We start from the raw sequence: 26,128 nt of genomic DNA, 5'->3' as shown, positions 1-26,128 counted from the left end.
GCTTTCCTCTTTCAGAGTCAACCCGTTATTTCAGGATTTTTTCTCTTCAACCGACCGGGTTGTTTGTGAAGTGATTCACATCTGCCGTGTCGATGGAGGCGCATTATAGGGAGTTCCCGAGCATCCGCAATAGTAAAATTGCAGAAAAATGACTGACTGCTGCATTCCCCAGCAAAACCCCGCTTTATACCCTGTTACGCACAGAATTATCCACAGGTGGCGGCCGATACCCTCTTATAAAGGCCCGCTCTCTTCTCTCTATAGGGCGCGATCCTGGGCTAAAAAGAGAAAGATAAAAATTCGCGAGCGTTGCGCAAACGTTTTCGTTACAATGCCGCGCTATAACAAGGATGCCCGGTTGGGTGCGTTAGGTGAGTTTTTAGACAAAAATTCACCTAACGCTCTCTGTAATATTCAAATCCTGGGGATTTAATACCATGCAACAACGTCGTCCAGTCCGCCGCGCCCTGCTCAGTGTTTCTGACAAGGCCGGTATCGTCGAATTCGCGCAGGCGCTTTCCGCTCGTGGTGTCGAGCTACTGTCTACGGGTGGTACCGCACGCCTGCTGGCTGAGAAAGGTCTGCCGGTTACCGAAGTCTCTGACTACACCGGTTTCCCGGAAATGATGGACGGACGCGTGAAGACCCTGCATCCGAAAGTTCACGGCGGTATTCTCGGTCGCCGCGGCCAGGATGACGGTATTATGGAACAACACGGTATCGCGCCTATTGATATGGTGGTGGTTAACCTGTATCCGTTTGCTCAAACCGTTGCCCGCGAGGGCTGCTCGCTGGAAGATGCGGTAGAAAACATTGATATCGGCGGCCCAACCATGGTTCGCTCAGCGGCGAAGAACCATAAAGACGTCGCCATCGTGGTGAAGAGCAGCGACTACGATGCCATTATTAAAGAGATGGATGCCAACGAAGGCTCCCTGACCCTCGACACCCGCTTCGACCTCGCCATTAAGGCATTCGAACACACCGCCGCCTACGACAGCATGATTGCCAACTACTTCGGCAGCATGGTTCCGGCCTATCACGGCGAGAGCAAAGAAGCCGCGGGTCGCTTCCCGCGCACCCTGAATCTGAACTTCATTAAGAAGCAGGATATGCGCTATGGTGAAAACAGCCACCAGCAGGCGGCCTTCTATATAGAAGAAGAAGTCAAAGAAGCCTCTGTCGCCACTGCACAGCAGGTTCAGGGTAAAGCGCTCTCCTATAACAATATCGCTGACACCGATGCCGCGCTGGAATGCGTCAAAGAATTCAGCGAGCCGGCCTGCGTTATTGTGAAGCACGCCAACCCATGTGGCGTAGCGGTAAGCACCTCTATTCTGGAAGCCTACGACCGCGCGTACAAAACTGACCCGACCTCTGCCTTCGGCGGCATTATCGCGTTTAACCGCGAACTGGATGCCGAAACCGCGCAGGCGATCATCTCCCGCCAGTTTGTTGAAGTGATCATCGCGCCGTCTGCGACGGAAGAAGCCCTGAAGATCACTGCCGCGAAACAGAATGTCCGCGTCCTGACCTGCGGTCAGTGGACGCAGCGCGTACCTGGTCTGGACTTCAAACGCGTTAACGGCGGCCTGCTGGTTCAGGATCGCGATCTGGGTATGGTTACGGAAGGCGAACTGCGCGTGGTTTCCAAACGCCAGCCGACCGAGCAGGAACTGCGCGATGCGCTGTTCTGCTGGAAAGTGGCGAAATTCGTTAAATCCAACGCCATTGTGTACGCCAAAGAGAATATGACCATCGGGATAGGCGCAGGCCAGATGAGCCGCGTTTACTCCGCCAAAATCGCCGGGATTAAAGCCGGTGATGAAGGTCTGGAAGTGAAAGGTTCGGCTATGGCGTCCGACGCTTTCTTCCCGTTCCGCGACGGTATTGATGCCGCTGCTGCCGTTGGCGTGAGCTGCGTCATTCAGCCCGGTGGTTCTATTCGCGACGAAGAGGTGATTGCCGCCGCCGATGAGCACGGCATCGCGATGATCTTCACCGACATGCGCCACTTCCGCCATTAATTCACGGAGCAGACGATGAAAGTATTAGTTATTGGCAACGGCGGACGCGAACACGCGCTGGCCTGGAAGGCCGCACAGTCACCGCAGGTTGATACCGTTTTTGTCGCCCCGGGTAACGCGGGCACCGCGCTGGAACCGGCGCTGCAGAACGTGGCTATCGGCGTCACCGATATTCCGGCGCTGCTGAGCTTTGCGCAGAGCGAGAAGATTGACCTGACCATCGTTGGCCCGGAAGCGCCGCTGGTAATTGGCGTTGTCGATGCGTTCCGTGCCGCAGGGCTGAAAATCTTCGGCCCAACGGAAGGCGCGGCGCAGCTTGAAGGCTCCAAAGCCTTCACCAAAGATTTCCTCGCGCGTCATAACATCCCGACGGCGGAATACCAGAACTTCACCGAAGTCGAGCCCGCGCTGGCGTACCTGCGTGAGAAAGGCGCGCCGATCGTCATCAAGGCCGACGGCCTGGCCGCCGGCAAGGGCGTGATTGTTGCCATGACGCAGGAAGAAGCGGAAGCCGCCGTTCACGACATGCTGGCAGGTAACGCCTTTGGCGACGCCGGACACCGCATCGTCATTGAAGAGTTCCTCGACGGCGAAGAGGCGAGCTTTATCGTGATGGTCGACGGCGAGCACGTCCTGCCGATGGCCACCAGCCAGGATCACAAACGCGTGGGCAATGGCGATACCGGCCCGAACACGGGCGGTATGGGCGCTTACTCACCGGCGCCGGTGGTAACCGATGAGGTTCACCAGCGCACCATGGAACGCATTATCTGGCCAACCGTAAAAGGTATGGCAGCGGAAGGGAACACCTACACCGGTTTCCTCTATGCGGGCCTGATGATCGATAAACAGGGAAACCCGAAGGTTATCGAGTTCAACTGCCGCTTTGGCGATCCGGAAACCCAGCCGATCATGCTGCGCATGAAATCGGATCTGGTAGATCTGTGCCTCGCCGCCTGCGACGGCAAGCTGAATGAGAAAACCTCCGAGTGGGACGAACGCGCCTCGCTGGGCGTGGTGATCGCCGCCGGTGGCTATCCGGGCAACTACAGCACCGGTGATGAGATCCACGGCCTGCCGCTGGAAGAAGCGGCTGACGGCAAGGTCTTCCACGCCGGTACCAGACTCGCTGATGACGATCGCGTGCTGACCAGCGGCGGCCGGGTGCTCTGCGCTACCGCGCTGGGTCACACCGTCGCTGAAGCGCAAAAGCGCGCTTACGCCCTGATGAGCGATATCCGCTGGGACGGCAGCTTTAGCCGTAACGACATCGGCTGGCGCGCTATTGAGCGTGAGCAAAACAGCTAACGGCTGAGCTTTGCCAGCAGCGTTTTGCGCGTAATGCCCAGCTGACGGGCGGCTTCAGTTTTGTTGCCGCCCGTTTTTTCGAGCGCCACCAGGATCGCTTCTTTCTCGACTTCCACCAGCGGCTGAATAATATCCTCGCCGTGCGGCGCGTCCGAAACCGACGTACCGGCAATCGCCAGCGGCAGCTCGCGTTCCGAGATATACTCTCCGGTCAGCAGGACCACCGCCCGCTCTACCGCATTTTCCAGTTCGCGAATATTCCCCGGCCATGCGTAGTGAATCAGTAAGTCCATCGCCTGCGGCGTAAACCCCTGCACCGCTTTGCGGTTACGCTCGGCATAACGCTGCAGGAAATAGCGCGCCAGCTGAGGGATATCCTCCTTGCGCTGACGCAGCGGCGGCATATCGATAGTCACGACGTTCAGGCGATAGTAGAGATCCTGACGAAAACGTCCGGCGCTGACCTCTTCAGCTAAATCCCGGTGGGTGGCGGCAATTAGCCGTACATCTACCGAAAGGGTCTGATTGCTGCCCACGCGCTGCACTTCACGCTCCTGAATCGCCCGCAGCAGGCGCACCTGCATCAGCGGTGAAATATCGCCAATCTCATCGAGAAAGAGCGTACCGCCGTCCGCTTCAACAAAACGCCCTTCTCGCCGTTTGTCCGCGCCGGTAAAGGCGCCTTTCTCGTGACCAAACAGCTCCGACTCCAGCAACGACTCGTTGAGTGCGGCACAGTTGAGGATCACCAGCGGCCTGCGGCTGCGGGCGCTGCTGGCGTGCAGCGCCCGCGCGACCAGCTCTTTCCCGGTGCCCGACTCGCCGTGAATTAATACCGTCGCATCAGAGGGGGCAACCAGGGCAATATTATTCAGCAGCGCCCGCATCGCCGGGCTATCGCCCACCATGCCAAACTGGGCCGCGGGGGGACTACCCGCGACGGGTGACTCGCTCAGCCGCGTATGGGCCAACGCCTCAGACAGCGTCTGCTGCAGCTTGTCAAAGTCCAGCGGCTTAATCAGGTAGTCCAGCGCACCGGATTTCAGCGCCTCCACGGCGGTATCGACGCTGGAGTATGCGGTCATGATCAATACCGGAATCGACGGATTCCAGGTTTTGATCTCTTTCAGCGTTTCGATGCCGTCCATCTCGGCCATGCGGATATCGCAAAGCACCAGATCAAACACCGTCTGGCGCACCTGTTCCAGCGCCTGTACACCGTTGTAGGCCAGCGCAACCCGGTATCCCCAGCCCCGCAACAGCGCCTGTAAGATAGTGCAGTGGCTGATGTCATCGTCCACCACCAGAATATCGATCTGCTCGCCACTCATCCTTGTTCATCCTTTTGTTGCCCGTTGACCGGCAAATAGAGAGTAAATAGCGCGCCTTCGCCGGGGGCGCTCTCGGCGTGAATCGTTCCGCCGTGCTGCTCGACAATGTTCTGCACCACCGCCAGGCCCAGCCCGGTGCCGTCGGCCTTGGTCGTGAAGTACGGGGTAAAAATGGCCTGTAGCTGTTCCGCCGTCATCCCCTTGCCGCTGTCCGCAACGCTCACCTTTACTCGCCCGTCGCCGCATTCCCTCACCGCCACCGTAATCACGCCATCGCGGCCAATAGCGTGGACGGCATTGAGATAAAGGTTCAGCAGCACCTGTTTCAAACGATCCGGATCGGCCTGAATGCGGCATAGCGCGGGCTGCGCGGTGAACGCGAGCGTTATTGCCCGGCTGGCGGCATCCTGGCTAATTAGCTGAAGCGAGTGCATAATCACGTCATTCAAATCAACCGATTGATACGTTAAATGCGCCGGACGCACCAGTTCCAGCAGCTCGCTGACGACCCTGTTCAGGCGATCGGCTTCCTTCGCCATCACCTGGGCCAGCTGATGCGCTTCGCCATCGGCTGGGGTTCGCTCGGCAAAATACTTTGCCAGCCCTTTTATAGATGACAGCGGGTTGCGGATCTCATGGGCGACGCCCGCGGCCAGATGACCAAGCGCCACCAGCTTTTCTTTACGCGCCGTCGCCTCCTGCAGCTGCTTGCGCGAACGTTGATAGCGGCGGAACCAGAACTGCGCCAGCAACGTTGCCGCCATCACTACGCCCGCCGCGCAGAGCATGATAACCATATTACGCAGGCTACGGGCATGGTCGGCATCCAGCTCGCGGGTATCAAAAGCAATAAAAATAACCTGGGGAGCCTGGGTACGTAGCCCGGCAGCTTCGCGACGCATCATCATGCGCATATGATGCCCGCCGCCGTTAAGCGGGCGAAATTGACGATAAATCTCCAGCGCCGGTTCCGGTTTTTCGAGCCGGCGCCAGCGCTCCTCGCTCCCAATATTCAGCTCACGCAGAGTGTTGGCAGGGTAGAGCGACTCACCAACCCGCTGCGGGTCGCTATGGGCAATGATTTTACCGCTCTCATCCGTCACAGCGAACCACAGCACGCCTGGCTGCCAGGCCATCTCCTCCAGCAACGCCTGCAGTTGGGAATGATGCATACGCATTCCCATGCCCACCCGGGCGCCGGACTCAAGGGCGCGAATCAGCACGCTGCCCTTTTCCTGGATAGTCTGGCGCGCGGCTTCATTTTCACGGCCATAATCACGCACGATTAACGCAGAGAACAGGCACACCAGCAGCAAGATAAGGCCGGTTAACAACCAGCTCAGCCAGACGGCGACGGAATCCTTAGACAACCGCATCGCGTTCATGACAACTCCCTTTCCTCAGACACCGTATCGCTCAGCAGAAATCATGCCATTTTTCCGTCCCGTCTAACCGCTTCTCATGCGCAAACCGGGAAGGCGATCGAGTAAAAATGACCCGCAGCCTCCTTGACCGCGAGTCATTTTTACTCGCTCTCGTCTGGCTGGAAGGCGCTCAATGCCCGATATCCTGCGGCCTTTCCATTCTGGCACAGAAGATGCAAATCATTGAGAAACCATAAGCCAGGAGAATAAACTATGAAACGGAACAAAAAAATGACGCTGACGCTGATTGCCCTCGCCGCGCTGACTTTCGGCAGCAGTTCAGCCTGGGCAAGGCACCACTGGAATAACGGCAGCGGAATGGGCCCCCAGGGCTACAGCCAGCTCACCGCCGATCAGCAGGCCACTGCCCGGAAGCTGCATAACGATTTCTATGAACAAACCCGCGTTTTACGTCAGCAGCTTCAATCAAAACGCTACGAATACCATGCGCTGTTAACCGCGGATAAGCCTGACAGCGCGAAAGTCGAATCCATTGCCCAGGAGATGGAGGTTCTCGGTCAACAGCTGGCCCAGCAGCGGGTGAAGTTCGATCTCGCGTTAGCGCAGGCGGGTATTTCTCGCGGTGTGGGTATGGGACCAGGGAGCTGCGGCGGAGGCCGCGGTCATATGGGGATGAGCCACTGGTAAGGCTCAGAAGCTTTTTTCGGTCGGCTGCCAGGTGCAGAAATCTTCGTTTGCCACCAGCAGCAGCTGAGAGCCTTCAGGCGCTTCCAGCCACGCCACGCTGACCTCAATAGATGAGTGATTCTGACGTCGCTCAATATGCGCCAGCGCCTGCGTATCGAGGTCAGGCTTCACGGTCTGACCTTCACAGGTGGTCACCGTCCTGTTGGCATGCCAGCGCCCCTGGCGCAGCATAACGCGTCCCTGACGCAGAGCGTCGCTGGTCTGGCGTATTTGCTCAGCGCGATAGCGGTATAGCGCGACCTGATCGCTGGAAAGCTGCTGCTTCTGCCCATCGATTTCACGCTGCATAAAGCTGAGTTCGCCCTGCGCATCAAACCGGGCGCGAATATGTTCCGGCGGTTTACCGTAGACGTTGAGTTCAATCAGCGCGAGCTGGCCATCCTGCCAGCGGTACTCGCTGGTCGAAGTATTACCATGACGCCATGGACTGAAGGCGGCAAGGAGATGGACCTCGCCGTTAGAATCTTTGCGCCAGATACGCATCGCCCCCTGGTTATCCGCATATCCGCTGGCGGTAAACGGCGGGAGAGAGGAATCATGGCTGCAGGCAGTGAGCAGCAATACGCCTACCAGCGCCAGCGTGCGGCGCCAGGTAGACAAAAGGGGCCGACAAGCCCCTTCGATAAAACTGTACACTGCCACGCGGTCTTACTTAACTGCGTCTTTCAGAGCTTTACCAGAAACAAATGCCGGTACGTTTGCTGCGGCGATTTTGATTTCATTACCGGTCTGCGGGTTGCGGCCAGTACGCTCAGCGCGGTGGTTCACTTTGAAGGTACCGAAACCAACCAGTTGAACAGCATCACCTTCTTTCAGAGACTCGGTAATTGCAGCCAGGGTAGATTCCAGGGCAGCTTTCGCCTGTGCTTTGGACAGGTCAGCTTTGTCCGCAATTACATCAATCAGTTGAGTCTTGTTCATAAGTTATCCTTACAATGTGTTTATCGCTTGCTAAGCATCGAGTGCGACGGAAATGCCTGAAAAGCACTCTCCTGCATACACGCACCGATAGCCACGTTTTTTCGCCCCCCAAATGTAGACCAGACGGGGGGCGGAATGGAAGCCTTCAGACGCTACAATTCAGGCGGTAAATCACGTTTTCTGGTCTCATTGCTGAAAATTTATACCAATATTGCTCTCACCGGCCTCGCGAAGGTCTGCACGCAGCCCTTTGATCAGTTCAATATCGCGTTCTTCGCAGTCGGCCAGAAGACGGAAAATTTCCCACTGAATATCCCATTCTTGTTCGACTGCCGGGTTTTCCTTGAGCTCTTCGTCGGTCATTTCGCGACCAGCCTGGGTCATTTCCAGCATCGCAACGGTGGTGATCGAGCTCTTGCTGACTTCAATAGCATGTTCGAGCGTTTCGCCGCTCAGCCGCGAATGAATCAGCTCACTCAAGGCCACGCATGCATCAATGGCCGGATAGACGCCGTACAGGTCGTAATCATCAGCGGCCGGAATCGCCTCTTCCAGCTTTTCCAGCTGGCTGTCGAAATTCACCTTCGCATCTTTTACCGTCAGCGTTTCCCAGATCAGATCGAGAATACGGCGATAAAGCTGGCCATCGGCGAACTCAGTTTGCTGACAGAACATGGCGTAGTTGGGGTACATCCGCTCGCACAGGCAGGCCATAAAGGTCACGTGCTGCCAGCTTTCCAGCTTCTCCAGACGCAGATGAATCGGGTTTTGTAACATGATGAAATCTCGAAGTCAGAAATTAGCCGCAGTGTACCTGAATCAGTCGTGATTTGCTTGCCAACGCACAAACGCCGGACGCCGGGACGCCACGGCATCAGCCCAGCGCGTCGGTTCAGGCAGGCGGTAGCCTTTCAGGCAGCGCTCCACCCACATCAGCGCGCTATCCAGGCCCACGCGGTGCCCGGTACTCACAAACAGGGGATTACAGCGCGTTTTACTGCGCAAAACCCACGCCAGCTGCTCGCCTTTATCTAACAACGGCGCCAGCGCGCCGGGCTCATCGCCCAGCGGCTCGAACTTACCGCACAGCCGTTTTTTCGCCACGCCGATGGTCGGCACATCCACCAGCAGACCAAAATGGCTGGCGACGCCGAGGCGGCGCGGGTGGGAAATACCGTGGCCATCAACAAATAAGAGATTTGGCTTCTGCGAAAGCTGCTCCCAGGCCGCCAGCAGCGCGGGGGTTTCGCGAAAGGAGAGGAAGCCGGGGATATAGGGCATCGTGGTCGCGACGCGCGCGACCTGATACTCCACCAGCACCAGGGATGGATAGCTCAGCAGCACCATCGCCGCCCGGGTCACCTCTCCCTCTTGCTCAAATCCAACATCCGCTCCGCCGATCAGCGTCGGCGGATCCTGGTCCAGCCGATCGCCTCGTTCAACCGATGCCGCCAGGCTGAGCTGCTGGGTGCGTAGCGATGACAAATCCATATTCACTCCTTAACGGTGGTATGGCGCCGACAACCGGTGCACTGCCTCCACAAATACGCCCGCATGTTCCGGGTCGACGTCCTGATGAATGCCGTGCCCAAGGTTAAAGACATGGCCTTCGCCCTGGCCAAATCCGGCGAGAATGGTCGCCACCTCTTCTTCGATGCGCGCCGGAGGGGCATAGAGCATCGAGGGATCCATATTGCCCTGCAGGGCGACTTTATGGCCGACTCGACGCCGCGCATCGGCGATATCGGTCGTCCAGTCGAGCCCCAGCGCATCGCAGCCGGTTTCCGCCATCGCTTCCAGCCACTGCCCGCCGCCTTTGGTAAACAGCGTCACCGGCACGCGGCGGCCATCATTCTCACGCAGCAGCCCATCAACGATTTTATGCATGTAATAGAGCGAGAACTGCTGATAATCCCGGCCGGTCAGCACCCCGCCCCAGGTATCAAAGATCATCACCGACTGCGCGCCCGCTTTGATTTGCGCATTCAGATACAGCGTGACGCTTTTCGCCAGCTTATCGAGCAGCGCGTGCAGGGCCTGCGGCTCGGCGTACATCATCTTTTTGATCACCGTAAACGCTTTGCTGCTGCCGCCTTCCACCATGTAGGTCGCCAGCGTCCACGGGCTGCCGGAAAAGCCAATCAGCGGCACTTCTCCCTTCAGCTCACGGCGGATGGTGCGCACGGCGTTCATCACGTAGCCAAGCTCATCTTCCGGGTCGGGGACGGGTAATTTATCGACATCCGCTTTGCCGGTAATGGGTGAGGTAAAACGCGGGCCCTCCCCGGCTTCGAAATAGAGCCCCAGCCCCATCGCATCCGGGATGGTGAGAATGTCCGAGAAGAGGATAGCCGCATCCAGCTTATAGCGGCGCAGCGGCTGCAGCGTCACTTCACAGGCAAGCTCGGCGTTTTTACACAGCGACATAAAATCGCCCGCCTCGGCGCGGGTGGCCTTATATTCCGGTAAATAGCGGCCCGCCTGACGCATCATCCATACCGGGGTGACATCAACCGGCTGGCGTAGCAGCGCGCGCAGGTAGCGATCGTTCTTCAGTTCGGTCATTTTTACATTCCTTTAGCGTTGATGCGCCAAGTTTATACACAAAATCATTCAAAGTGGATCGAGGCGGCAATTGAATGAACCCCAGGAGCTTACTCAAGTAAGTGACTGGGGCAAGTGAAAGCAGCCAACAAAGAGGCAATTTGAAGGATAAAGTGTATGTAACATGTCACTCATACTCTGCCCGACACATCGCCACGGTATCTTCAATCAGACGGCGCGCCACGGTGCCCGGCGGCGGCAAAAGCGGCAGATTGTCATAGCGATACCATCCCGCCTCCAGCAGCTCTTTCTTGTCGATGACAATCTCGCCGCTATCGTACTCGGCCATAAACGCGGTCATCAGCGATTGTGGGAACGGCCAGGGCTGAGAGGTCACGTAGCGCAGGTTTTTCACCTTAATGCCGCTCTCCTCCATCACCTCGCGGGCAACGGTCTGCTCCAGGGTTTCGCCGACTTCGACAAACCCGGCCAGCACCGTATGCACGCCATTACGATGGCGAGTATGCTGCGCCAGCAGGATAGAATCATCCCGACGGATGGCGACGATAATGCACGGGGCGATTTGCGGGTAGTAGCGTTCGCGGCAGTGGCTGCACAGCATTGCCCACTCGGTTTTGCTTGGGTGCATCGGATGGCCGCAGTAGCCGCAGAATTTATGCGAGCGGTAGAACTCCGCCAGCTGGATCCCGCGTCCTGCCAGTTGAAAAAGGCCAGCATCCTGATCGAGCACCTGGCGCAGCGATCCCATCTCATGCCGGCGATCCTGGCGTACCAGCCACACCGGATCGCCCTGCCATTCTCCGATTCGCAGCGCGGGCTGCCCCGCAAGATTAAAATTTACCGCTTCGCCGTAGGGCAATTCTCCGTCGGGCAACCATAATTTCTGTTCGTGGCTGACGATCCACCAGCCGCGATCTAATTTTTCAATAATACGATCCATATCTATTGCACTACCTTTATTTTACTGGCACTTTTAACATTAAATTTACATTTTGGTGAGCAACGTATTTCTCTTAAAACCTTGCGGAGTCAACCATGTTAAACCAGCTGGAAAACCTGACGGAACGTGTTGGAGGCAGCAATAAACTGGTCGATCGCTGGCTACAAGTACGTAAGCATTTGCTTGTGGCTTACTACAACCTGGTTGGCCTGAAGCCCGGCAAAGAATCATTTATGCGGCTTAATGAGAAAGCGCTGGATGATTTTTGTCAAAGCCTGGTGGACTACCTCTCCTCCGGCCATTTTAATATTTATGAACGCTTTATCGGCGAATTGGAAGGCGATACGCCACTTTTAGCCGCCACTAAGATTTATCCACAGCTGCAGGCCAATACCCAGCAGATCATGGATTATTACGACTCCTGCCTCGAAAACGCCATCGATCACGATAACTACCTTGAGTTCCAGCAGGCGCTGTCGGATATCGGCGAAGCGCTGGAAGCGCGCTTTGCGCTGGAAGATAACCTGATCGCCCTCGCCGTCGCCCACAGCCGCAAAGACAACGTCAGCGACAATATCGCGCCGACCGCTTGAGTTGTGAGCCATTAACGCGTAGTTTACATACATTCCCCCTCACGGAGAGGGGATGTCATCTTGTCGGAGTGCCCATTTTCCACACTGGAAAAGGCTGAGACCGTTAATTCGGGATCCGCGGAACCTGATCAGGCTAATACCTGCGAAGGGAACAAGAGTAAACTGCGTTTAGCATCTGCCTCTTCAGGGCCGATCGCATCTGTTACTCCATCCGTCGTCTGGCAAGCCATATCCTGTTTAACTGGAATGAGCTATGTCTACAACCAAACTCACGCGTCGAGAGCAACGCGAACGCGCCCAGCGCTTTATCGACACCCTGGAAGGTACCGCATTTCCCAATTCGCAGCGCATCTATATCCCCGGTTTGCAGGAAGATATTCGCGTACCGATGCGCGAAATTCAGCTGAGCCCGACGCTTATCGGCGGCAGCAAAGATAATCCTCAGTACGAAGCGAACGAAGCTATTCCGGTCTATGACACCTCCGGCCCCTATGGCGATCCGCACGTCGCGATTAACGTTCAGCAGGGTCTGGCAAAACTGCGTCAGCCGTGGATTGATGCGCGCCGCGACTGCGAAGCACTCAGCGATCGCAGCTCGGCCTATACCAGAGAGCGGCTGGCGGATGATGGCCTCAACGAACTGCGCTTTACCGGCCTGCTCACGCCCAGGCGCGCCATCGTCGGGAAATGCGTGACGCAGCTGCACTACGCCCGTCAGGGGATTGTCACCCCGGAAATGGAGTTCATCGCCATTCGCGAGAATATGGGCCGCGAGCGTATTCGTGGCGAAGTGCTGCGCCAGCAGCATCCGGGCGTTGGGTTTGGCGCGCGGCTGCCGGAGAATATCACCCCGGAGTTTGTGCGCGCTGAAGTCGCCGCCGGGCGCGCGATTATCCCGGCCAATATTAATCATCCGGAATCCGAACCGATGATTATTGGCCGCAACTTCCTCGTGAAGGTTAACGCCAATATCGGCAACTCGGCGGTCACTTCGTCGATTGAAGAAGAGGTCGAGAAGCTGGTGTGGGCGACGCGCTGGGGAGCGGATACGGTCATGGACCTCTCCACCGGCCGCTATATTCACGAGACCCGCGAGTGGATCCTGCGCAATAGTCCGGTACCGATCGGTACGGTGCCGATCTACCAGGCGCTGGAGAAGGTCAACGGGATCGCCGAAGATCTCACCTGGGAAGCCTTCCGCGATACGCTGCTCGAGCAGGCGGAACAGGGGGTGGACTACTTCACCATCCATGCGGGCGTGCTGCTGCGCTACGTGCCGATGACCGCCAGGCGCCTGACCGGCATCGTCTCCCGCGGCGGCTCAATCATGGCGAAATGGTGCCTGTCCCATCACAAAGAGAATTTCCTCTACCAGCATTTCCGCGAAATCTGCGAAATCTGCGCCGCCTATGACGTCTCGCTGTCATTGGGCGACGGTCTGCGTCCCGGCTCGATTCAGGATGCCAACGACGAAGCGCAGTTCGCCGAACTGCACACCCTGGGCGAACTGACCAAAATCGCCTGGGAGTACGACGTACAGGTGATGATCGAGGGCCCGGGCCACGTGCCGATGCAGATGATTCAGCGCAATATGACCGAAGAGCTGGAGCACTGCCACGAAGCGCCGTTCTACACCTTAGGGCCGCTAACCACCGATATCGCGCCGGGCTATGACCATTTCACCTCGGGAATTGGCGCCGCCATGATCGGCTGGTTCGGCTGCGCGATGCTCTGCTACGTGACGCCAAAAGAGCACCTCGGCCTGCCGAATAAAGAAGACGTTAAGCAGGGTCTGATTACCTACAAAATTGCCGCCCACGCCGCCGATCTCGCCAAAGGCCACCCCGGCGCGCAGATCCGCGATAACGCCATGTCGAAAGCGCGCTTCGAGTTCCGCTGGGAAGATCAGTTTAATCTGGCGCTCGACCCGTTCACCGCACGCGCTTACCACGACGAAACCCTGCCGCAGGAGTCAGGCAAAGTGGCCCACTTCTGCTCCATGTGCGGCCCTAAATTCTGCTCAATGAAGATAAGCCAGGAAGTTCGCGACTACGCCGCCGCGCAGACCATCGAAGTGGGGATGGCCGATATGTCGGATAACTTTCGCGCCCGCGGCGGTGAAATCTATCTACGTAAGGAGGAAGCCTGATGTATCAACCCGATTTTCCATCCGTCCCTTTCCGCCTGGGGCTTTATCCAGTCGTCGATAGCGTCGCGTGGATCGAACGCCTGCTGGTCGCGGGCGTTCGCACTCTCCAGCTGCGCATCAAGGATAAACGCGATAGTGAGGTTGAAGAGCATGTCGTTGCCGCTATCGCCCTGGGACGCAAATACCATGCGCGGCTGTTTATTAACGATTACTGGCGCCTGGCCATCAAACATCAGGCTTACGGCGTGCATTTAGGCCAGGAGGATCTGGAAACGACCGACCTCAGCGCCATCCGCAACGCCGGGCTGCGTCTTGGCGTTTCGACGCATGACGATATGGAAATTGATATCGCGCTGGCGGCGCGTCCCTCTTACATCGCGCTTGGGCACGTTTTTCCAACGCAAACCAAGCAGATGCCTTCCGCCCCTCAGGGGCTGGATCAGCTGGCGCAGCATATTCAGCGACTCGGGGATTATCCAACCGTGGCGATTGGCGGCATCAGCCTTGAGCGCGCCCCGGCGGTACTGGCGACCGGCGTCGGCAGCGTTGCGGTGGTCAGCGCCATTACTCAGGCGGCCGACTGGCGACAGGCAACGGCCCGGCTGCTCGAGATAGCGGGAGCCGGTGATGAATGACAGCGATTTTATGCGCTATAGCCGCCAGCTGCTGCTGGAGGATATCGCCATTGAAGGCCAGCAAATGCTGCTGGCCAGCCGGGTGTTGATCGTGGGTCTCGGCGGGCTGGGCTCTCCCGCCGCGCTCTATCTTGCCGGCGCTGGCGTCGGCACGTTGGTGCTGGTCGATGACGACGACGTGCACGTCAGTAACCTGCAGCGACAAATTTTGTTCACCAGCGAGGATATCGCTCAGCCTAAAACCACGGCCGCCAGGGCCCGGCTGGCTCAGTTAAATCCGCAGATTGAACTGATTGCGCTGAAGCAGCGGTTAGGCGGAAAGGCCCTGCGGGATGAAGTGGCGAAGGCCGATGTGGTACTGGATTGCACCGATAACATGGCGACCCGACAGGCGATCAACGCCGCCTGCGTCGCGCTTAAAACGCCGCTGATTACCGCCAGCGCCGTCGGGCTTGGGGGGCAGCTGATGGTACTGACGCCGCCGTGGGAGCAGGGCTGCTATCGCTGTCTGTGGCCGGACGCTAACGAGCCTGAGCGCAACTGCCGTACGGCGGGCATTATCGGTCCGGTGGTTGGCATGATGGGTACCCTACAGGCGCTGGAGGCCATCAAGCTGCTCGCCGGCATGATGGCCCCGCGGAACACGCTGCGCCTGTTCGATGCCCGAACCAGCAGCTGGCGTACTCTCGCGCTCCAGCGGGCTCAGGGCTGTCCGGTATGCGGAGGGCAGCATGCGGATATGGTTTAACGATGAACCGTTGCAGTGCGCCGAAGCGACCTCCGTCGCCGATCTGCTCACGCAGCTGGAACAGCAGCAGCCGGGCGTCGCGCTGGCGCTCAATCAACGCATCCTGCCGCGTGAACGGTGGGAAGATCATCTCTTACAGGAAGGCGATCAAATCCTGCTTTTTCAGGTTATCGCTGGAGGCTGACATGTTACGTATTGCGGATAAAACCTTTGAGTCACATCTTTTCACCGGCACCGGTAAATTCGCCGCCCCCGACGTCATGGTGGAGGCCATTCGCGCCTCCGGCAGCCAGCTGGTGACGCTGGCGATGAAGCGCGTCGATCTCCGTCAGCATAATGACGCGATCCTCGCGCCGCTGCTGGCGGCCGGCGTCAGCCTGCTGCCCAACACCTCCGGCGCTAAAACGGCGGAAGAGGCGGTATTTGCCGCCCGCCTGGCGCGGGAGGCGCTGGGCACCCACTGGCTGAAGCTGGAAATTCATCCGGACGCCCGCTGGCTGCTCCCCGATCCGATCGAAACGCTGAAAGCGGCGGAGATTCTGGTACGGGAAGGCTTCGTGGTGCTGCCCTACTGCGGCGCCGACCCGGTGCTGTGCAAGCGCCTTGAAGAAGCGGGCTGCGCGGCGGTGATGCCGCTCGGCGCGCCCATCGGCTCCAATCAGGGGCTGGAAACTAAAGCGATGCTGGAGATTATTATCGCGCAGGCCACGGTGCCGGTAGTCGTTGACGCGGGTATTGGCGTGCCGAGCCACGCGGCGCAGGCGCTGGAAATGGGTGCTGACGCGGTACTGGTGAATACCGCCATCGCCGTTGCCGACGATCCGGTAACCATGGCGCGGGCCTTCCGTTTAGCGATCGATGCCGGCTTGCTGGCCCAACAGGCAGGCCCGGGCGCGCGCAGCGCGCAGGCGCAGGCCACCAGCCCGCTTACCGGCTTTCTGGAGGCGCGGATATGAACACCTTCACTGACCGTTGGCGACAGCTGGACTGGGATGATATTCGCCTGCGAATCAACGGGAAAACCCCCGCCGACGTTGAACGCGCCCTGGCGGCAAAACAGCTCAGCCGTGACGATATGATGGCCCTGCTCTCCCCCGCCGCCGCGGACTATCTGGAGCCTCAGGCCCAGCGCGCTCAGCGCCTGACTCGCCAGCGTTTTGGTAATACCGTCAGCTTTTATGTCCCGCTGTATCTCTCTAATCTCTGCGCCAACGACTGTACCTACTGCGGTTTCTCAATGAGTAACCGCATCAAGCGCAAGACTCTGGATGAGGCGGAAATAGCCCGTGAATGCGCGGCGATCCGCGAAATGGGCTTTGAGCATCTGCTGCTGGTGACCGGCGAACATCAGGGCAAGGTCGGCATGGACTACTTTCGTCAACATCTGCCCGCGATTCGCCGCCAGTTCGCCTCGCTGCATATGGAGGTCCAGCCGCTGGCGATGGAAGAGTACGCCGAGCTGAAAACCCTCGGTCTGGACGGGGTGATGGTCTATCAGGAGACCTATCATGAAAGCATGTATGCGAAACACCATCTGAAAGGGAAAAAGCAGGACTTCTTCTGGCGGCTGGATACGCCGGACAGGCTTGGGCAGGCGGGGATTGATAAAATTGGCCTTGGCGCACTTATTGGCCTTTCCGACAGCTGGCGGGTGGACTGCTTTATGGTGGCGGAGCATCTGCTGTGGCTCCAGCAGCATTACTGGCGCAGCCGCTACTCCATCTCCTTCCCACGACTGCGGCCTTGCGCGGGGGGTATCGAGCCCGCCTCATTAATGGATGAACGGCAGCTGGTGCAAACTATTTGCGCCTTCCGCCTGCTGGCTCCGGAAGTGGAACTCTCGCTCTCCACCCGCGAATCCCCCTGGTTCCGCGATCGGGTGATCCCGCTGGCCATCAACAACGTCAGCGCCTTTTCGAAAACCCAGCCCGGCGGGTATGCCGATAACCATCCGGAGCTGGAGCAGTTCGCGCCTCACGATGACCGCCGTCCGGAAGAGGTCGCCAGCGCGCTGGTGGCCAGCGGTCTACAGCCGGTATGGAAGGATTGGGACAGCTGGCTGGGACGCGCCTCCCAATCGTCATGATAACGAATGTAATTTCTTAAACGTTCTTCATGCACGATCGTAATAAGAGAAACGGGAGATTGTGGCCCTGTTCCCGTTTCTCTATTCTGCCCCTGTCAGCAGCGGACGCTGACCAGGGCGAATATTCACTCTTCCTCCTTTTCGCCCTGCTCCCGCCTCTTTGCGGCAACGGTAATTCCATCAATATCGAATATTAATCAGTCCATATCACAACGTCAGCGTTATAATTACCGGAGTTTTATCTGATTCGCTCAGCAGGCATGCTGGCTAAACCTGCGTCTCCACCCACGGTTTAACGCTTCTGGAACGATTTACGACTCATGGCTCGTCATAATAGAAAGCTCTCTTTCACCACGCCGATTATCATCGGATTTGCGGGTATTTTATTCAGCTTCTTGCTGATAGCGGTGTTTGCCACGACGACGCAGAGGAACGATTTTCTCGAAGATTATCATCATATTAATCGCAATTTTACCCACAATATGGCGACCAACTACACGGAGACGCTGCTGCAGGGCAACGACTTTATCCTCACCCGTGCCGCCACTTTCTTTGCCCGCAACGATGCGCTGAATGAGGCAGTTAACGTCAATCCGGAAAAAGGGTTGATGCAGCTTATGCAGTTGCAAAATATGATGCAGACCGTTTCGTCCATCTCGCTGGCGGATACCAATGGGCACTATCTGCGCGCGCCCGAGGTTCTGGAAACCGAAGACAGCCAGTCCTTCGATGCCAAAACAAGGCCGTGGTTTATTAAGCAAGCGGAAGCCAGTACCTTCAGTCTGTATACCAGCCCGTACAACGACTACTTCACGCATCATCCGACGATTACCGTCTACAAACCCATAATTTCTCCGGAGGGACGGCTAAAGGGCAGTCTCGCGTTTCATCTCGATCTCACCTCAATGGGCTACGCGTTACGGCAGATGGTTGCACCCGTCCAGGGGGAATTTTTTGTGGTGCAACGCGATGGTAAAGTCGTTCTCCATCCCGACCCCGGCGCTTTATTTAAACCCTACGTCAGTGAAGCCTTGATGGACAGAATGACCAGCGGCGAAGGCCAGCTTTACGATACCAATACGGACACCTGGTACTATTACTACTCCTTTACCAACCCCGACTGGTTTGTTATTTATCGGGTCGATAACTCGACGCTGGTCAACTTAACGCGCCATGAAACGGATATCGTCGCCTGGAGCTTTGCCCTGGCCGCGATCGTTATCGTGCTGTTTGGGCTGTATCTGCGCCATGCTTCACGTACGGTGTTGATGAACATCATTAATGCGATTAAAACCGGGGATGTTCAGCGCGCCCCGCGGCTGGAAGCGATGCTCAGCAAAGCCATCGAGAGCAATAAGCAGCGTGAGTTAACCTACGTTCGCCAGGCGACCATCGACGCGCTAACCGGCTGCAAGAATCGCCGCGCTGATGAACGATCATCAGCCCTTCTCTCTTGCGCTGGTTGATATTGATAACTTCAAAACGATAAACGACACCTGGGGTCACCTCAACGGCGATATCGTGCTGCGCAATGTCGCCCGGGAAGGGCTGCAAATCCTCCAGCCCCTGCAAATTTCGCTTTACCGCTACGGCGGCGAAGAGTTTGCGGTGATCTTTACCACCGGACATAGCGATGACGCCCTGATGCTGCTGGAGAGCTGGCGGGCCCGCGTTGCGCTGCGCTCCTGGCGTGAAGAAGGGCTAACGGTCACCTTCAGCGCGGGACTGGGGGAATGGAATATGGAGCCCCTGGAGCAGCTTGTCGTACGCGTTGATGAAGCGCTGTATAAAGCCAAGCAGCAGGGCAAGAATCGCATCGTCCGCGCTTAACAGAGCCCACCGTTTCAGGCCTGTCGGACGCGGCTTTTAGCGTTTTCTCCCCCAGAACCGAAACCGGTTTCATTATTTTGTGATGACTTACACACAATCACCGTAAAGCGGTTGTCCCGCCCGCCTGCCCGCGATAAAGATGGTACATCAAGGAACATAAGGGCCAACAATTATGAAGAATATCGTTTTATGCTGTGCCGCAGGAATGTCCACCAGCATGCTGGTTCAACGTATGCAGGCCGCTGCGCAACAAAAAGGCGTGGAAGTCTCCATCAAAGCCGTACCGGTTGCCGAGTTTAAAGATAATCTTGCCGCTGCCGATATTATCCTGCTCGGCCCTCAGGTGAAGTACGAGCAGGCCAAGCTACAGGCAATGGCCGACCCGTTTGGTAAAAAAGTCGCCGTCATCGATATGATGGATTACGGCATGATGAAAGGCGATGCCGTGCTTGATAAAGCCCTGAAGCTGATGGAGTAAGAGATGGAAGATTTAGAAACAATCATCATGGAGCTGCTGGTTAACGCCGGTTCTGCGCGCAGCTCGGCGTTAACCGCTCTGCAGCTGGCGCGTAAAGGCGATTTTGCTGCGGCCGAACAGGCAATGGCGGAATCCCATGAATTCGTCAAGCATGCGCATAAAATCCAGACCCAGCTGATTGGCATGGATGAAGGCAGCGGCAAGCTTCCGGTTAACCTGATTACCGTACACTCTCAGGACCACCTGATGAACGCGATGGTCATTCAGGATCTGGCTACCGACATGATTGAGCTCTATCGCCGAATTCCGCTCGCACAATAACGTCAACGACTTAACAGGCGCCGCTACCGGCGCCCGTATCCTCTTAAAGAAATCCGTACATCGCCGCAAATACCCAGCCAAAGACGCAAGAGACGCTGACACCGATGAGCCCTGGCAGAATAAAGCTATGGTTAATCACAAAGCGGCCGATATGCGTGGTACCTGAGCGGTCGAACTGAATCGCCGCCAGATCGCTTGGGTAGGTCGGCAGAATGTAATAGCCGTAGCAGGCGGGCGCGGAAGCGACGATGTAGGCCGGATCGACGCCGATCGCCAACGCCACCGGAACGATCGCCGCCAGCGCAGCCGCCTGGGAGTTGACAAACTTCGATACCAGCAGCAGAACGATAGCGTAGGCCCACGGGTACTCCTTCACCATCTCCCCGAGCACGCCTTTAATCTCGGTCATGTGCGCGCCGAACATCGTTTCCGCCATCCACGCGATGCCGTACACGGCAACGATAGCGATCATCCCGGAACGGAACACCTCATTTTTGGAGATCGAAGCCGGATTCGTTTTCGTAATGATGATGATGAGCGCCCCAGAGAGCAGCATAAACATCTGGATCACCAGCACCATCGACAGCGGCTTACCGTCGAATGCCGGACGCAGTTCGGAGAAGGCGCCGAGCAGGGCGACAACCGCGATTGAGGCCAGAAAAATCCACATCGCAATCCAGTTGCTGGTCGGAAGCTTTCTATCCAGCAGCGTGGCCGTGTCCCCGTACACGTAGTGACGGTTTTCCGGTACCGCAATAAAGGCCTGGAAGGTTTCGTCTTTATCGAGGTCTTTGCCGCGAAACCAGCTGAAGATACCAATGGCCAGAATCCCCAGCAGCGTGGACGGAATGGTTATCGCCAGCAGGTCGAGAAATTCAAGGTGCTTGCCGTTAAAGGTAAAGTTGCCAAGCATTGCCACCAGCGAGACAACCGCCACGGAAACCGGGCTGGCGATAATCCCCATCTGCGCGCCGATCGAGCTGGCGGCCATGGGTCGCTCCGGACGGATGTTATTTTTGATAGCGACATCATAAATAATCGGCAGAATGGTATATACCACGTGCCCCGTGCCGCAAAGAATCGTCAGCGTACAGGTGACGAATGGCGCGACGATCGAGACATATTTCGGGTTTCGCCGCAGGAGTTTCTCGGCAATCTGCAGCATCACGTCTAAACCACCAGAAGCCTGCAGCGTCGCCGATGCCGCCACGACGGCGATAATGACCAGCATGACATCGACGGGCGGTTTTCCAGGCTTCAGGTGAAAAACAAAGACCAGGATAACTAGCCCAATGCCGCCTAAAAGACCGAGCGCAATGCCGCCCTTTCTCGCACCATAGAACAAACACATTAAGATAATGATAAGTTGTATAGCAAATTCCATACATCCCCCAGAAGCTATCCATTAAATAACGACAATACTCTCCGCTTTGTTTTTATTAGTTCACCTCCTCCATCGCCTTTTAACAGGCGTAACAATCCCCTCGGCTGCGGTAAACCGAAAAGAACCGGGAAAGTAATCACATGATTATTTTAGTTTTTTGACTATATAGCGTTTGCGGTGCTTATTTTTTGACACGCGTAGAATTTTCACCCTTTCATTGAAGATGAAAAACAGTCATGGAAATAAATCATTATAGGAGTGGTTTATATTTGCTAATTAATTGCAGCTATTACATCAATAAAATGTAATAAAAAAGTAGACGGAATAAACTGGCAGGCAATAAAAAAGCCAGTCAGGTGACCTGACTGGCTTTTTGAGCGTTTAGCGAATCAACGATTAATCGTTGTCAGAACCGCCCAGACCCGCGTTCAGCAGTTCTGCCAGGTTAGCAGAAGCTTCTTCCACGCTGACCTGCGGCGCTGCTGGCAGTTCGCCCGCTGCGCGACGGCGCATACGATCCTGGTGGTACGCATAACCGGTACCGGCCGGGATCAGACGACCCACGATAACGTTCTCTTTCAGGCCACGCAGTTCGTCGCGTTTACCCGCAACGGCTGCTTCGGTCAGGACACGGGTGGTCTCCTGGAACGATGCGGCAGAGATGAACGATTCGGTTGCCAGGGACGCTTTGGTGATACCCAGCAGATCGCGGGAGAATGTTGCACCCACTTTGCCGTTCGCTTCCAGATCGCGGTTAGCAATCTTAACGCGAGAGTATTCAACCTGTTCGCCTTCCAGGAAGTCGGAGCTACCGGCGCTTTCGATGGTCGCTTTACGCAGCATCTGACGAACGATAACTTCGATGTGCTTATCGTTAATCTTAACGCCCTGCAGACGGTACACGTCCTGAACTTCGTTAACGATGTAACGAGTCACAGCATGCACGCCACGCAGACGCAGAATGTCGTGCGGCGCTTCCGGACCGTCGGAAACCACGTCACCACGTTCTACGCGTTCACCTTCGAACACGTTGAGCTGACGCCACTTAGGAATCATCTCTTCGTACGGATCGCTACCGTCTACCGGGGTGATAACCAGACGACGTTTCCCTTTGGTTTCTTTGCCGAAGGAAATGATGCCGCTGATTTCAGCCAGGATTGCCGGCTCTTTCGGACGACGCGCTTCGAACAGGTCGGCAACGCGCGGCAGACCACCGGTGATGTCCTTGGTACCGCCGGATTCCTGCGGTACACGCGCCAGGGTGTCACCAGAACTGATCTGGACGCCATCTTCCAGCTGAACAATCGCTTTACCCGGCAGGAAGTACTGCGCAGGCATATCGGTGCCAGGGATCAGAACGTCATTGCCCTGAGCATCAACGATTTTCAGCGCCGGACGCAGATCTTTACCGCCAGTGGTACGCTCTGCAGAATCCAGAACCACCAGAGAAGACAGACCGGTCAGCTCGTCGGTCTGACGAGTAATGGTCTGGCCGTCAATCATGTCAGTGAAGCGGACAAAACCACTCACTTCGGTGATAACCGGCATGGTGTGCGGATCCCAGTTTGCTACGGTTTCACCGCCGGCAACCTGCTCGCCATCACCTTTCGCCATAACGGAGCCGTAAGGCACTTTATAGCTCTCTTTGGTACGACCGAATTCGTCGATCAGCTTCAGCTCGGTATTACGGGAAGTAATAACCAGCTTACCGCTGGAGTTCACAACCGACTTCGCATTGCTCAGACGGATGCTACCTTTGTTTTTCACCTGGATGCTGGACTCAGCAGCCGCACGAGATGCCGCACCACCGATGTGGAACGTACGCATCGTCAGCTGTGTACCCGGCTCACCGATGGACTGTGCCGCGATAACGCCGATAGCCTCACCTTTGTTGATGATGTGGCCACGCGCCAGGTCACGACCGTAGCAGTGCGCACATACACCAAAGTCGGTGTCACAGGATACAACGGAACGCACTTTGACGGAGTCAACGGAGTTCTCTTCCAGCAGATCGCACCAGTGCTCGTGCAGCAGCGTGTTGCGTGGAACCAGAATGTCCGCCGTACCCGGCTTCAGAACGTCTTCAGCGGTCACACGACCCAGTACGCGATCGCGCAGCGGCTCTTTAACATCGCCACCCTCGATAACCGGGGTCATGGTGATGCCTTCCAGGGTGCCACAGTCGTCTTCAGTCACGACCAGGTCCTGCGCAACGTCAACCAGACGACGAGTCAGGTAACCGGAGTTCGCCGTTTTCAGTGCGGTATCCGCCAGACCTTTACGCGCACCGTGCGTGGAGATGAAGTACTGGAGTACGTTCAGACCTTCACGGAAGTTCGCGGTGATTGGCGTTTCGATGATGGAGCCATCCGGCTTCGCCATCAGACCACGCATACCGGCAAGCTGACGAATCTGTGCAGCAGAACCACGCGCACCGGAGTCGGCCATCATGTAAATGCTGTTGAAGGAGACCTGCTGCTCTTCTTCGCCGTTACGGTTAATAACGGTTTCAGTTTGCAGGTTGTCCATCATCGCTTTGGATACACGATCGTTCGCCGCGGCCCAGATATCGATAACTTTGTTGTAGCGTTCGCCAGCGGTAACCAGACCCGACTGGAACTGCTCCTGAATCTCAGCAACTTCCGCTTCCGCTTCGCTGATGATCTCGTATTTTTTCTCCGGGATGACCATGTCATCGATACCAACGGATGCACCTGAGCGCGCTGCATAAGCAAAGCCGGTGTACATCGTCTGGTCCGCAAAAATAACGGTCGGTTTCAGGCCCAGAATACGGTAGCAGGTATTGAGCATCTTAGAGATGGCTTTCTTACCCAGCGCCTGGTTGACGATGGAGAAAGGCAGACCTTTCGGTACGATCATCCACAGAATGGCACGACCAACGGTCGTATCTTTCAGGCTGGTTTTCGCAACGAACTCGCCGTTTTCATCTTTTTCGTATTCGGTGATACGCACTTTAACGCGCGCATGCAGAGAGGCCAGGCCAGCGCGATAAATACGCTCAGCTTCTTTCGGGCCAGTCAGCACCATGCCTTCGCCTTTGGCGTTAACACAGTCACGGGTCATGTAGTACAGACCCAGTACAACGTCCTGAGACGGAACGATGATTGGTTCGCCGTTCGCCGGAGACAGGATGTTGTTGGTAGACATCATCAGCGCACGCGCTTCGAGCTGGGCTTCCAGCGTCAGCGGTACGTGAACAGCCATCTGGTCACCATCGAAGTCGGCGTTGTATGCCGCACAAACCAGCGGGTGCAGCTGAATAGCTTTACCTTCGATCAGTACCGGCTCAAATGCCTGGATACCCAGACGGTGCAGGGTTGGTGCACGGTTCAGCAGTACCGGGTGTTCGCGGATCACTTCGTCCAGGATATCCCAAACGACAGCTTCTTCACGCTCAACCATTTTCTTAGCGGCTTTAATGGTGGTGGCGAGGCCACGCAGTTCCAGCTTGCCGTAGATGAACGGTTTGAACAGCTCCAGCGCCATTTTCTTCGGCAGACCGCACTGATGCAGACGCAGGTATGGACCTACGGTGATAACAGAACGACCGGAGTAGTCAACGCGCTTACCGAGCAGGTTCTGACGGAAACGACCCTGCTTACCTTTGATCATATCGGCCAAAGATTTCAGAGGACGTTTGTTAGAACCGGTGATCGCACGACCGCGACGACCGTTATCCAGCAGGGCGTCGACCGCTTCCTGCAGCATACGTTTTTCGTTGCGTACGATGATGTCCGGCGCAGCCAGATCCAGCAGACGTTTCAGACGGTTGTTACGGTTAATGACGCGACGATACAGATCGTTCAGGTCAGAAGTCGCGAAACGACCGCCATCCAGCGGAACCAGCGGACGCAGATCTGGCGGCAGAACCGGCAGAACGGTCAGGATCATCCACTCCGGCTTGTTGCCAGACTGTACGAACGCTTCCAGCAGTTTGATACGCTTGGTCAGCTTCTTACGCTTGGTTTCGGAGTTGGTTTCGTTCAGCTCTTCGCGCAGAGTTTCGCACTCTTGCTCCAGATCCATGCTCTTCAGCAGGGCCTGGATAGCTTCCGCACCCATCTTCGCGTCAAATTCGTCACCGAACTCTTCCAGCGCATCCAGATACTGTTCTTCAGTCAGGATCTGCTGGCGTTCCAGGTTGGTCATACCGCCTTCGATAACCACATAGGATTCGAAGTACAGCACGCGTTCGATATCGCGCAGCGGCATATCGAGCAGCAGGCCGATACGGGACGGCAGAGACTTCAGGAACCAGATGTGGGCGGTCGGAGACGCCAGCTCGATGTGGCCCATACGCTCACGGCGCACTTTAGTCTGGGTCACTTCAACGCCGCACTTCTCACAGATCACACCGCGGTGTTTCAGGCGCTTGTACTTACCGCACAGGCACTCGTAGTCTTTTACTGGCCCGAAAATACGCGCACAGAAAAGGCCGTCACGCTCAGGTTTGAACGTACGGTAGTTAATGGTTTCCGGCTTTTTAACTTCACCAAAAGACCATGAACGGATCATGTCTGGCGATGCCAGAGCAATTTTGATCGCATCAAACTCTTCGGTTTTAGTTTGCGCTTTCAGAAACTTTAATAAGTCTTTCACGGATTTGCTCCCGTCGGAGTTAGCACAATCTGGCGCCGGGTCTTACCCCGGCACCAGTGA

22 protein-coding genes, 1 pseudogene and 1 riboswitch are annotated in these 26,128 nt (G+C 56.7%); of the genes and pseudogenes, 13 read left to right on the top strand and 10 right to left on the bottom strand.

Features of this window, described 5'->3' with window-relative positions:
* The first annotated feature begins 437 nt into the window (after positions 1 to 437).
* Complete coding sequence (purH, locus tag MKleb_RS01575) at positions 438 to 2,027, top strand: bifunctional phosphoribosylaminoimidazolecarboxamide formyltransferase/IMP cyclohydrolase (protein ID WP_064375746.1); 1,590 nt, start codon at positions 438 to 440, stop codon at positions 2,025 to 2,027.
* 15 nt (positions 2,028 to 2,042) lie between these two features.
* Positions 2,043 to 3,335 carry a phosphoribosylamine--glycine ligase gene (gene purD, locus MKleb_RS01570; RefSeq protein ID WP_025107527.1) on the top strand — a complete coding sequence of 431 codons (1,293 nt, stop codon included), beginning with the start codon at positions 2,043 to 2,045 and terminating at the stop codon, positions 3,333 to 3,335.
* On the opposite strand, the gene zraR is transcribed toward purD, so the two are convergent.
* Positions 3,332 to 4,666, bottom strand: coding sequence for a sigma-54-dependent response regulator transcription factor ZraR (gene zraR, locus MKleb_RS01565; protein ID WP_032721071.1), 1,335 nt, complete (start codon positions 4,664 to 4,666; stop codon positions 3,332 to 3,334). The two genes, purD and zraR, sit on opposite strands and share 4 nt — an antisense overlap.
* Positions 4,663 to 6,051: a two-component system sensor histidine kinase ZraS gene (gene zraS / locus MKleb_RS01560; protein WP_163586445.1), complete on the bottom strand. Its 1,389-nt coding sequence runs from the start codon at positions 6,049 to 6,051 to the stop codon at positions 4,663 to 4,665. Before zraS ends, zraR begins: the two co-directional genes overlap by 4 nt.
* A gap of 252 nt (positions 6,052 to 6,303) precedes the next feature.
* Here zraS and zraP point away from each other — a divergent pair, with 252 nt between their 5' ends.
* The gene (gene zraP, locus MKleb_RS01555; protein WP_048263778.1) at positions 6,304 to 6,738 is read left to right on the top strand and encodes a zinc resistance sensor/chaperone ZraP; all 435 of its coding nucleotides are present in this window, start codon (positions 6,304 to 6,306) and stop codon (positions 6,736 to 6,738) included.
* A gap of 3 nt (positions 6,739 to 6,741) precedes the next feature.
* Here zraP and MKleb_RS01550 read toward each other — a convergent pair whose 3' ends face one another.
* The 6 genes from MKleb_RS01550 to nudC form a co-directional block, all read right to left on the bottom strand.
* Entirely contained in the window at positions 6,742 to 7,434 is a 693-nt protein-coding gene (locus MKleb_RS01550) for a DUF1481 domain-containing protein (RefSeq protein WP_004097677.1), read from the bottom strand.
* A gap of 12 nt (positions 7,435 to 7,446) precedes the next feature.
* Positions 7,447 to 7,719, bottom strand: a complete 273-nt coding sequence (gene hupA, locus MKleb_RS01545) for a nucleoid-associated protein HU-alpha (protein WP_004097675.1) — start codon at positions 7,717 to 7,719, stop codon at positions 7,447 to 7,449.
* A gap of 186 nt (positions 7,720 to 7,905) precedes the next feature.
* Positions 7,906 to 8,496, bottom strand: a complete 591-nt coding sequence (locus tag MKleb_RS01540; RefSeq protein WP_004097673.1) for a YjaG family protein — start codon at positions 8,494 to 8,496, stop codon at positions 7,906 to 7,908.
* A gap of 42 nt (positions 8,497 to 8,538) precedes the next feature.
* On the bottom strand, positions 8,539 to 9,210 hold the full coding sequence (gene nfi / locus MKleb_RS01535) for a deoxyribonuclease V (RefSeq protein WP_163586444.1): 672 nt from the start codon (positions 9,208 to 9,210) through the stop codon (positions 8,539 to 8,541).
* Positions 9,211 to 9,219: 9 nt separating this feature from the next.
* Positions 9,220 to 10,284 (bottom strand): uroporphyrinogen decarboxylase, encoded by a 1,065-nt coding sequence (hemE, locus tag MKleb_RS01530; RefSeq protein WP_014227501.1) that lies wholly within the window; start codon positions 10,282 to 10,284, stop codon positions 9,220 to 9,222.
* 166 nt (positions 10,285 to 10,450) lie between these two features.
* Complete coding sequence (gene nudC / locus MKleb_RS01525; RefSeq protein ID WP_004097667.1) at positions 10,451 to 11,224, bottom strand: NAD(+) diphosphatase; 774 nt, start codon at positions 11,222 to 11,224, stop codon at positions 10,451 to 10,453.
* Between the two features lie 95 nt (positions 11,225 to 11,319).
* On the opposite strand from nudC, the gene MKleb_RS01520 reads away from it, so the two are divergent.
* From MKleb_RS01520 to MKleb_RS01475, 10 genes and pseudogenes are all read left to right on the top strand, one after another.
* Positions 11,320 to 11,817 (top strand): Rsd/AlgQ family anti-sigma factor, encoded by a 498-nt coding sequence (locus MKleb_RS01520; protein ID WP_014837106.1) that lies wholly within the window; start codon positions 11,320 to 11,322, stop codon positions 11,815 to 11,817.
* A gap of 54 nt (positions 11,818 to 11,871) precedes the next feature.
* A riboswitch (TPP riboswitch) is annotated at positions 11,872 to 11,985 on the top strand.
* A gap of 85 nt (positions 11,986 to 12,070) precedes the next feature.
* A complete protein-coding gene (thiC, locus tag MKleb_RS01515) occupies positions 12,071 to 13,966 on the top strand; it encodes a phosphomethylpyrimidine synthase ThiC (RefSeq protein ID WP_163586443.1) in 1,896 nt (631 codons plus the stop codon).
* Complete coding sequence (gene thiE, locus MKleb_RS01510; protein ID WP_049083965.1) at positions 13,966 to 14,601, top strand: thiamine phosphate synthase; 636 nt, start codon at positions 13,966 to 13,968, stop codon at positions 14,599 to 14,601. Before thiC ends, thiE begins: the two co-directional genes overlap by 1 nt.
* Positions 14,594 to 15,349, top strand: a complete 756-nt coding sequence (locus MKleb_RS01505; RefSeq protein WP_032747403.1) for a HesA/MoeB/ThiF family protein — start codon at positions 14,594 to 14,596, stop codon at positions 15,347 to 15,349. Before thiE ends, MKleb_RS01505 begins: the two co-directional genes overlap by 8 nt.
* A complete protein-coding gene (gene thiS / locus MKleb_RS01500; protein WP_025107534.1) occupies positions 15,333 to 15,533 on the top strand; it encodes a sulfur carrier protein ThiS in 201 nt (66 codons plus the stop codon). The genes MKleb_RS01505 and thiS overlap by 17 nt, the downstream gene beginning before the upstream one ends.
* 1 nt (position 15,534) lies before the next feature.
* Positions 15,535 to 16,305 (top strand): thiazole synthase, encoded by a 771-nt coding sequence (thiG, locus tag MKleb_RS01495; protein ID WP_049083967.1) that lies wholly within the window; start codon positions 15,535 to 15,537, stop codon positions 16,303 to 16,305.
* Positions 16,302 to 17,435, top strand: coding sequence for a 2-iminoacetate synthase ThiH (gene thiH, locus MKleb_RS01490; RefSeq protein WP_217076406.1), 1,134 nt, complete (start codon positions 16,302 to 16,304; stop codon positions 17,433 to 17,435). The genes thiG and thiH overlap by 4 nt, the downstream gene beginning before the upstream one ends.
* 320 nt (positions 17,436 to 17,755) lie before the next feature.
* Positions 17,756 to 19,265: pseudogene (locus MKleb_RS01485) on the top strand (diguanylate cyclase).
* Positions 19,266 to 19,437: 172 nt separating this feature from the next.
* Positions 19,438 to 19,743: a PTS sugar transporter subunit IIB gene (locus MKleb_RS01480; RefSeq protein ID WP_004097653.1), complete on the top strand. Its 306-nt coding sequence runs from the start codon at positions 19,438 to 19,440 to the stop codon at positions 19,741 to 19,743.
* A 3-nt stretch (positions 19,744 to 19,746) separates the two neighbouring features.
* A complete protein-coding gene (locus tag MKleb_RS01475) occupies positions 19,747 to 20,064 on the top strand; it encodes a PTS lactose/cellobiose transporter subunit IIA (RefSeq protein WP_004097651.1) in 318 nt (105 codons plus the stop codon).
* Positions 20,065 to 20,107: 43 nt separating this feature from the next.
* Here the strand turns inward: MKleb_RS01475 and dcuB are convergent, their stop codons facing one another.
* Positions 20,108 to 21,448 carry an anaerobic C4-dicarboxylate transporter DcuB gene (dcuB, locus tag MKleb_RS01470; protein ID WP_064378463.1) on the bottom strand — a complete coding sequence of 447 codons (1,341 nt, stop codon included), beginning with the start codon at positions 21,446 to 21,448 and terminating at the stop codon, positions 20,108 to 20,110.
* A gap of 396 nt (positions 21,449 to 21,844) precedes the next feature.
* Complete coding sequence (gene rpoC / locus MKleb_RS01465) at positions 21,845 to 26,068, bottom strand: DNA-directed RNA polymerase subunit beta' (protein ID WP_004097649.1); 4,224 nt, start codon at positions 26,066 to 26,068, stop codon at positions 21,845 to 21,847.
* Between the last annotated feature and the right edge of the window lie 60 nt (positions 26,069 to 26,128).

The sequence above is a fragment of the Klebsiella sp. PL-2018 genome (genome assembly GCF_019048985.1).
Lineage (GTDB): Bacteria > Pseudomonadota > Gammaproteobacteria > Enterobacterales > Enterobacteriaceae > Klebsiella > Klebsiella michiganensis.
Note: the sequence above shows the minus strand (reverse complement) of the source record. Positions and strands in the feature narration are given on the sequence as shown.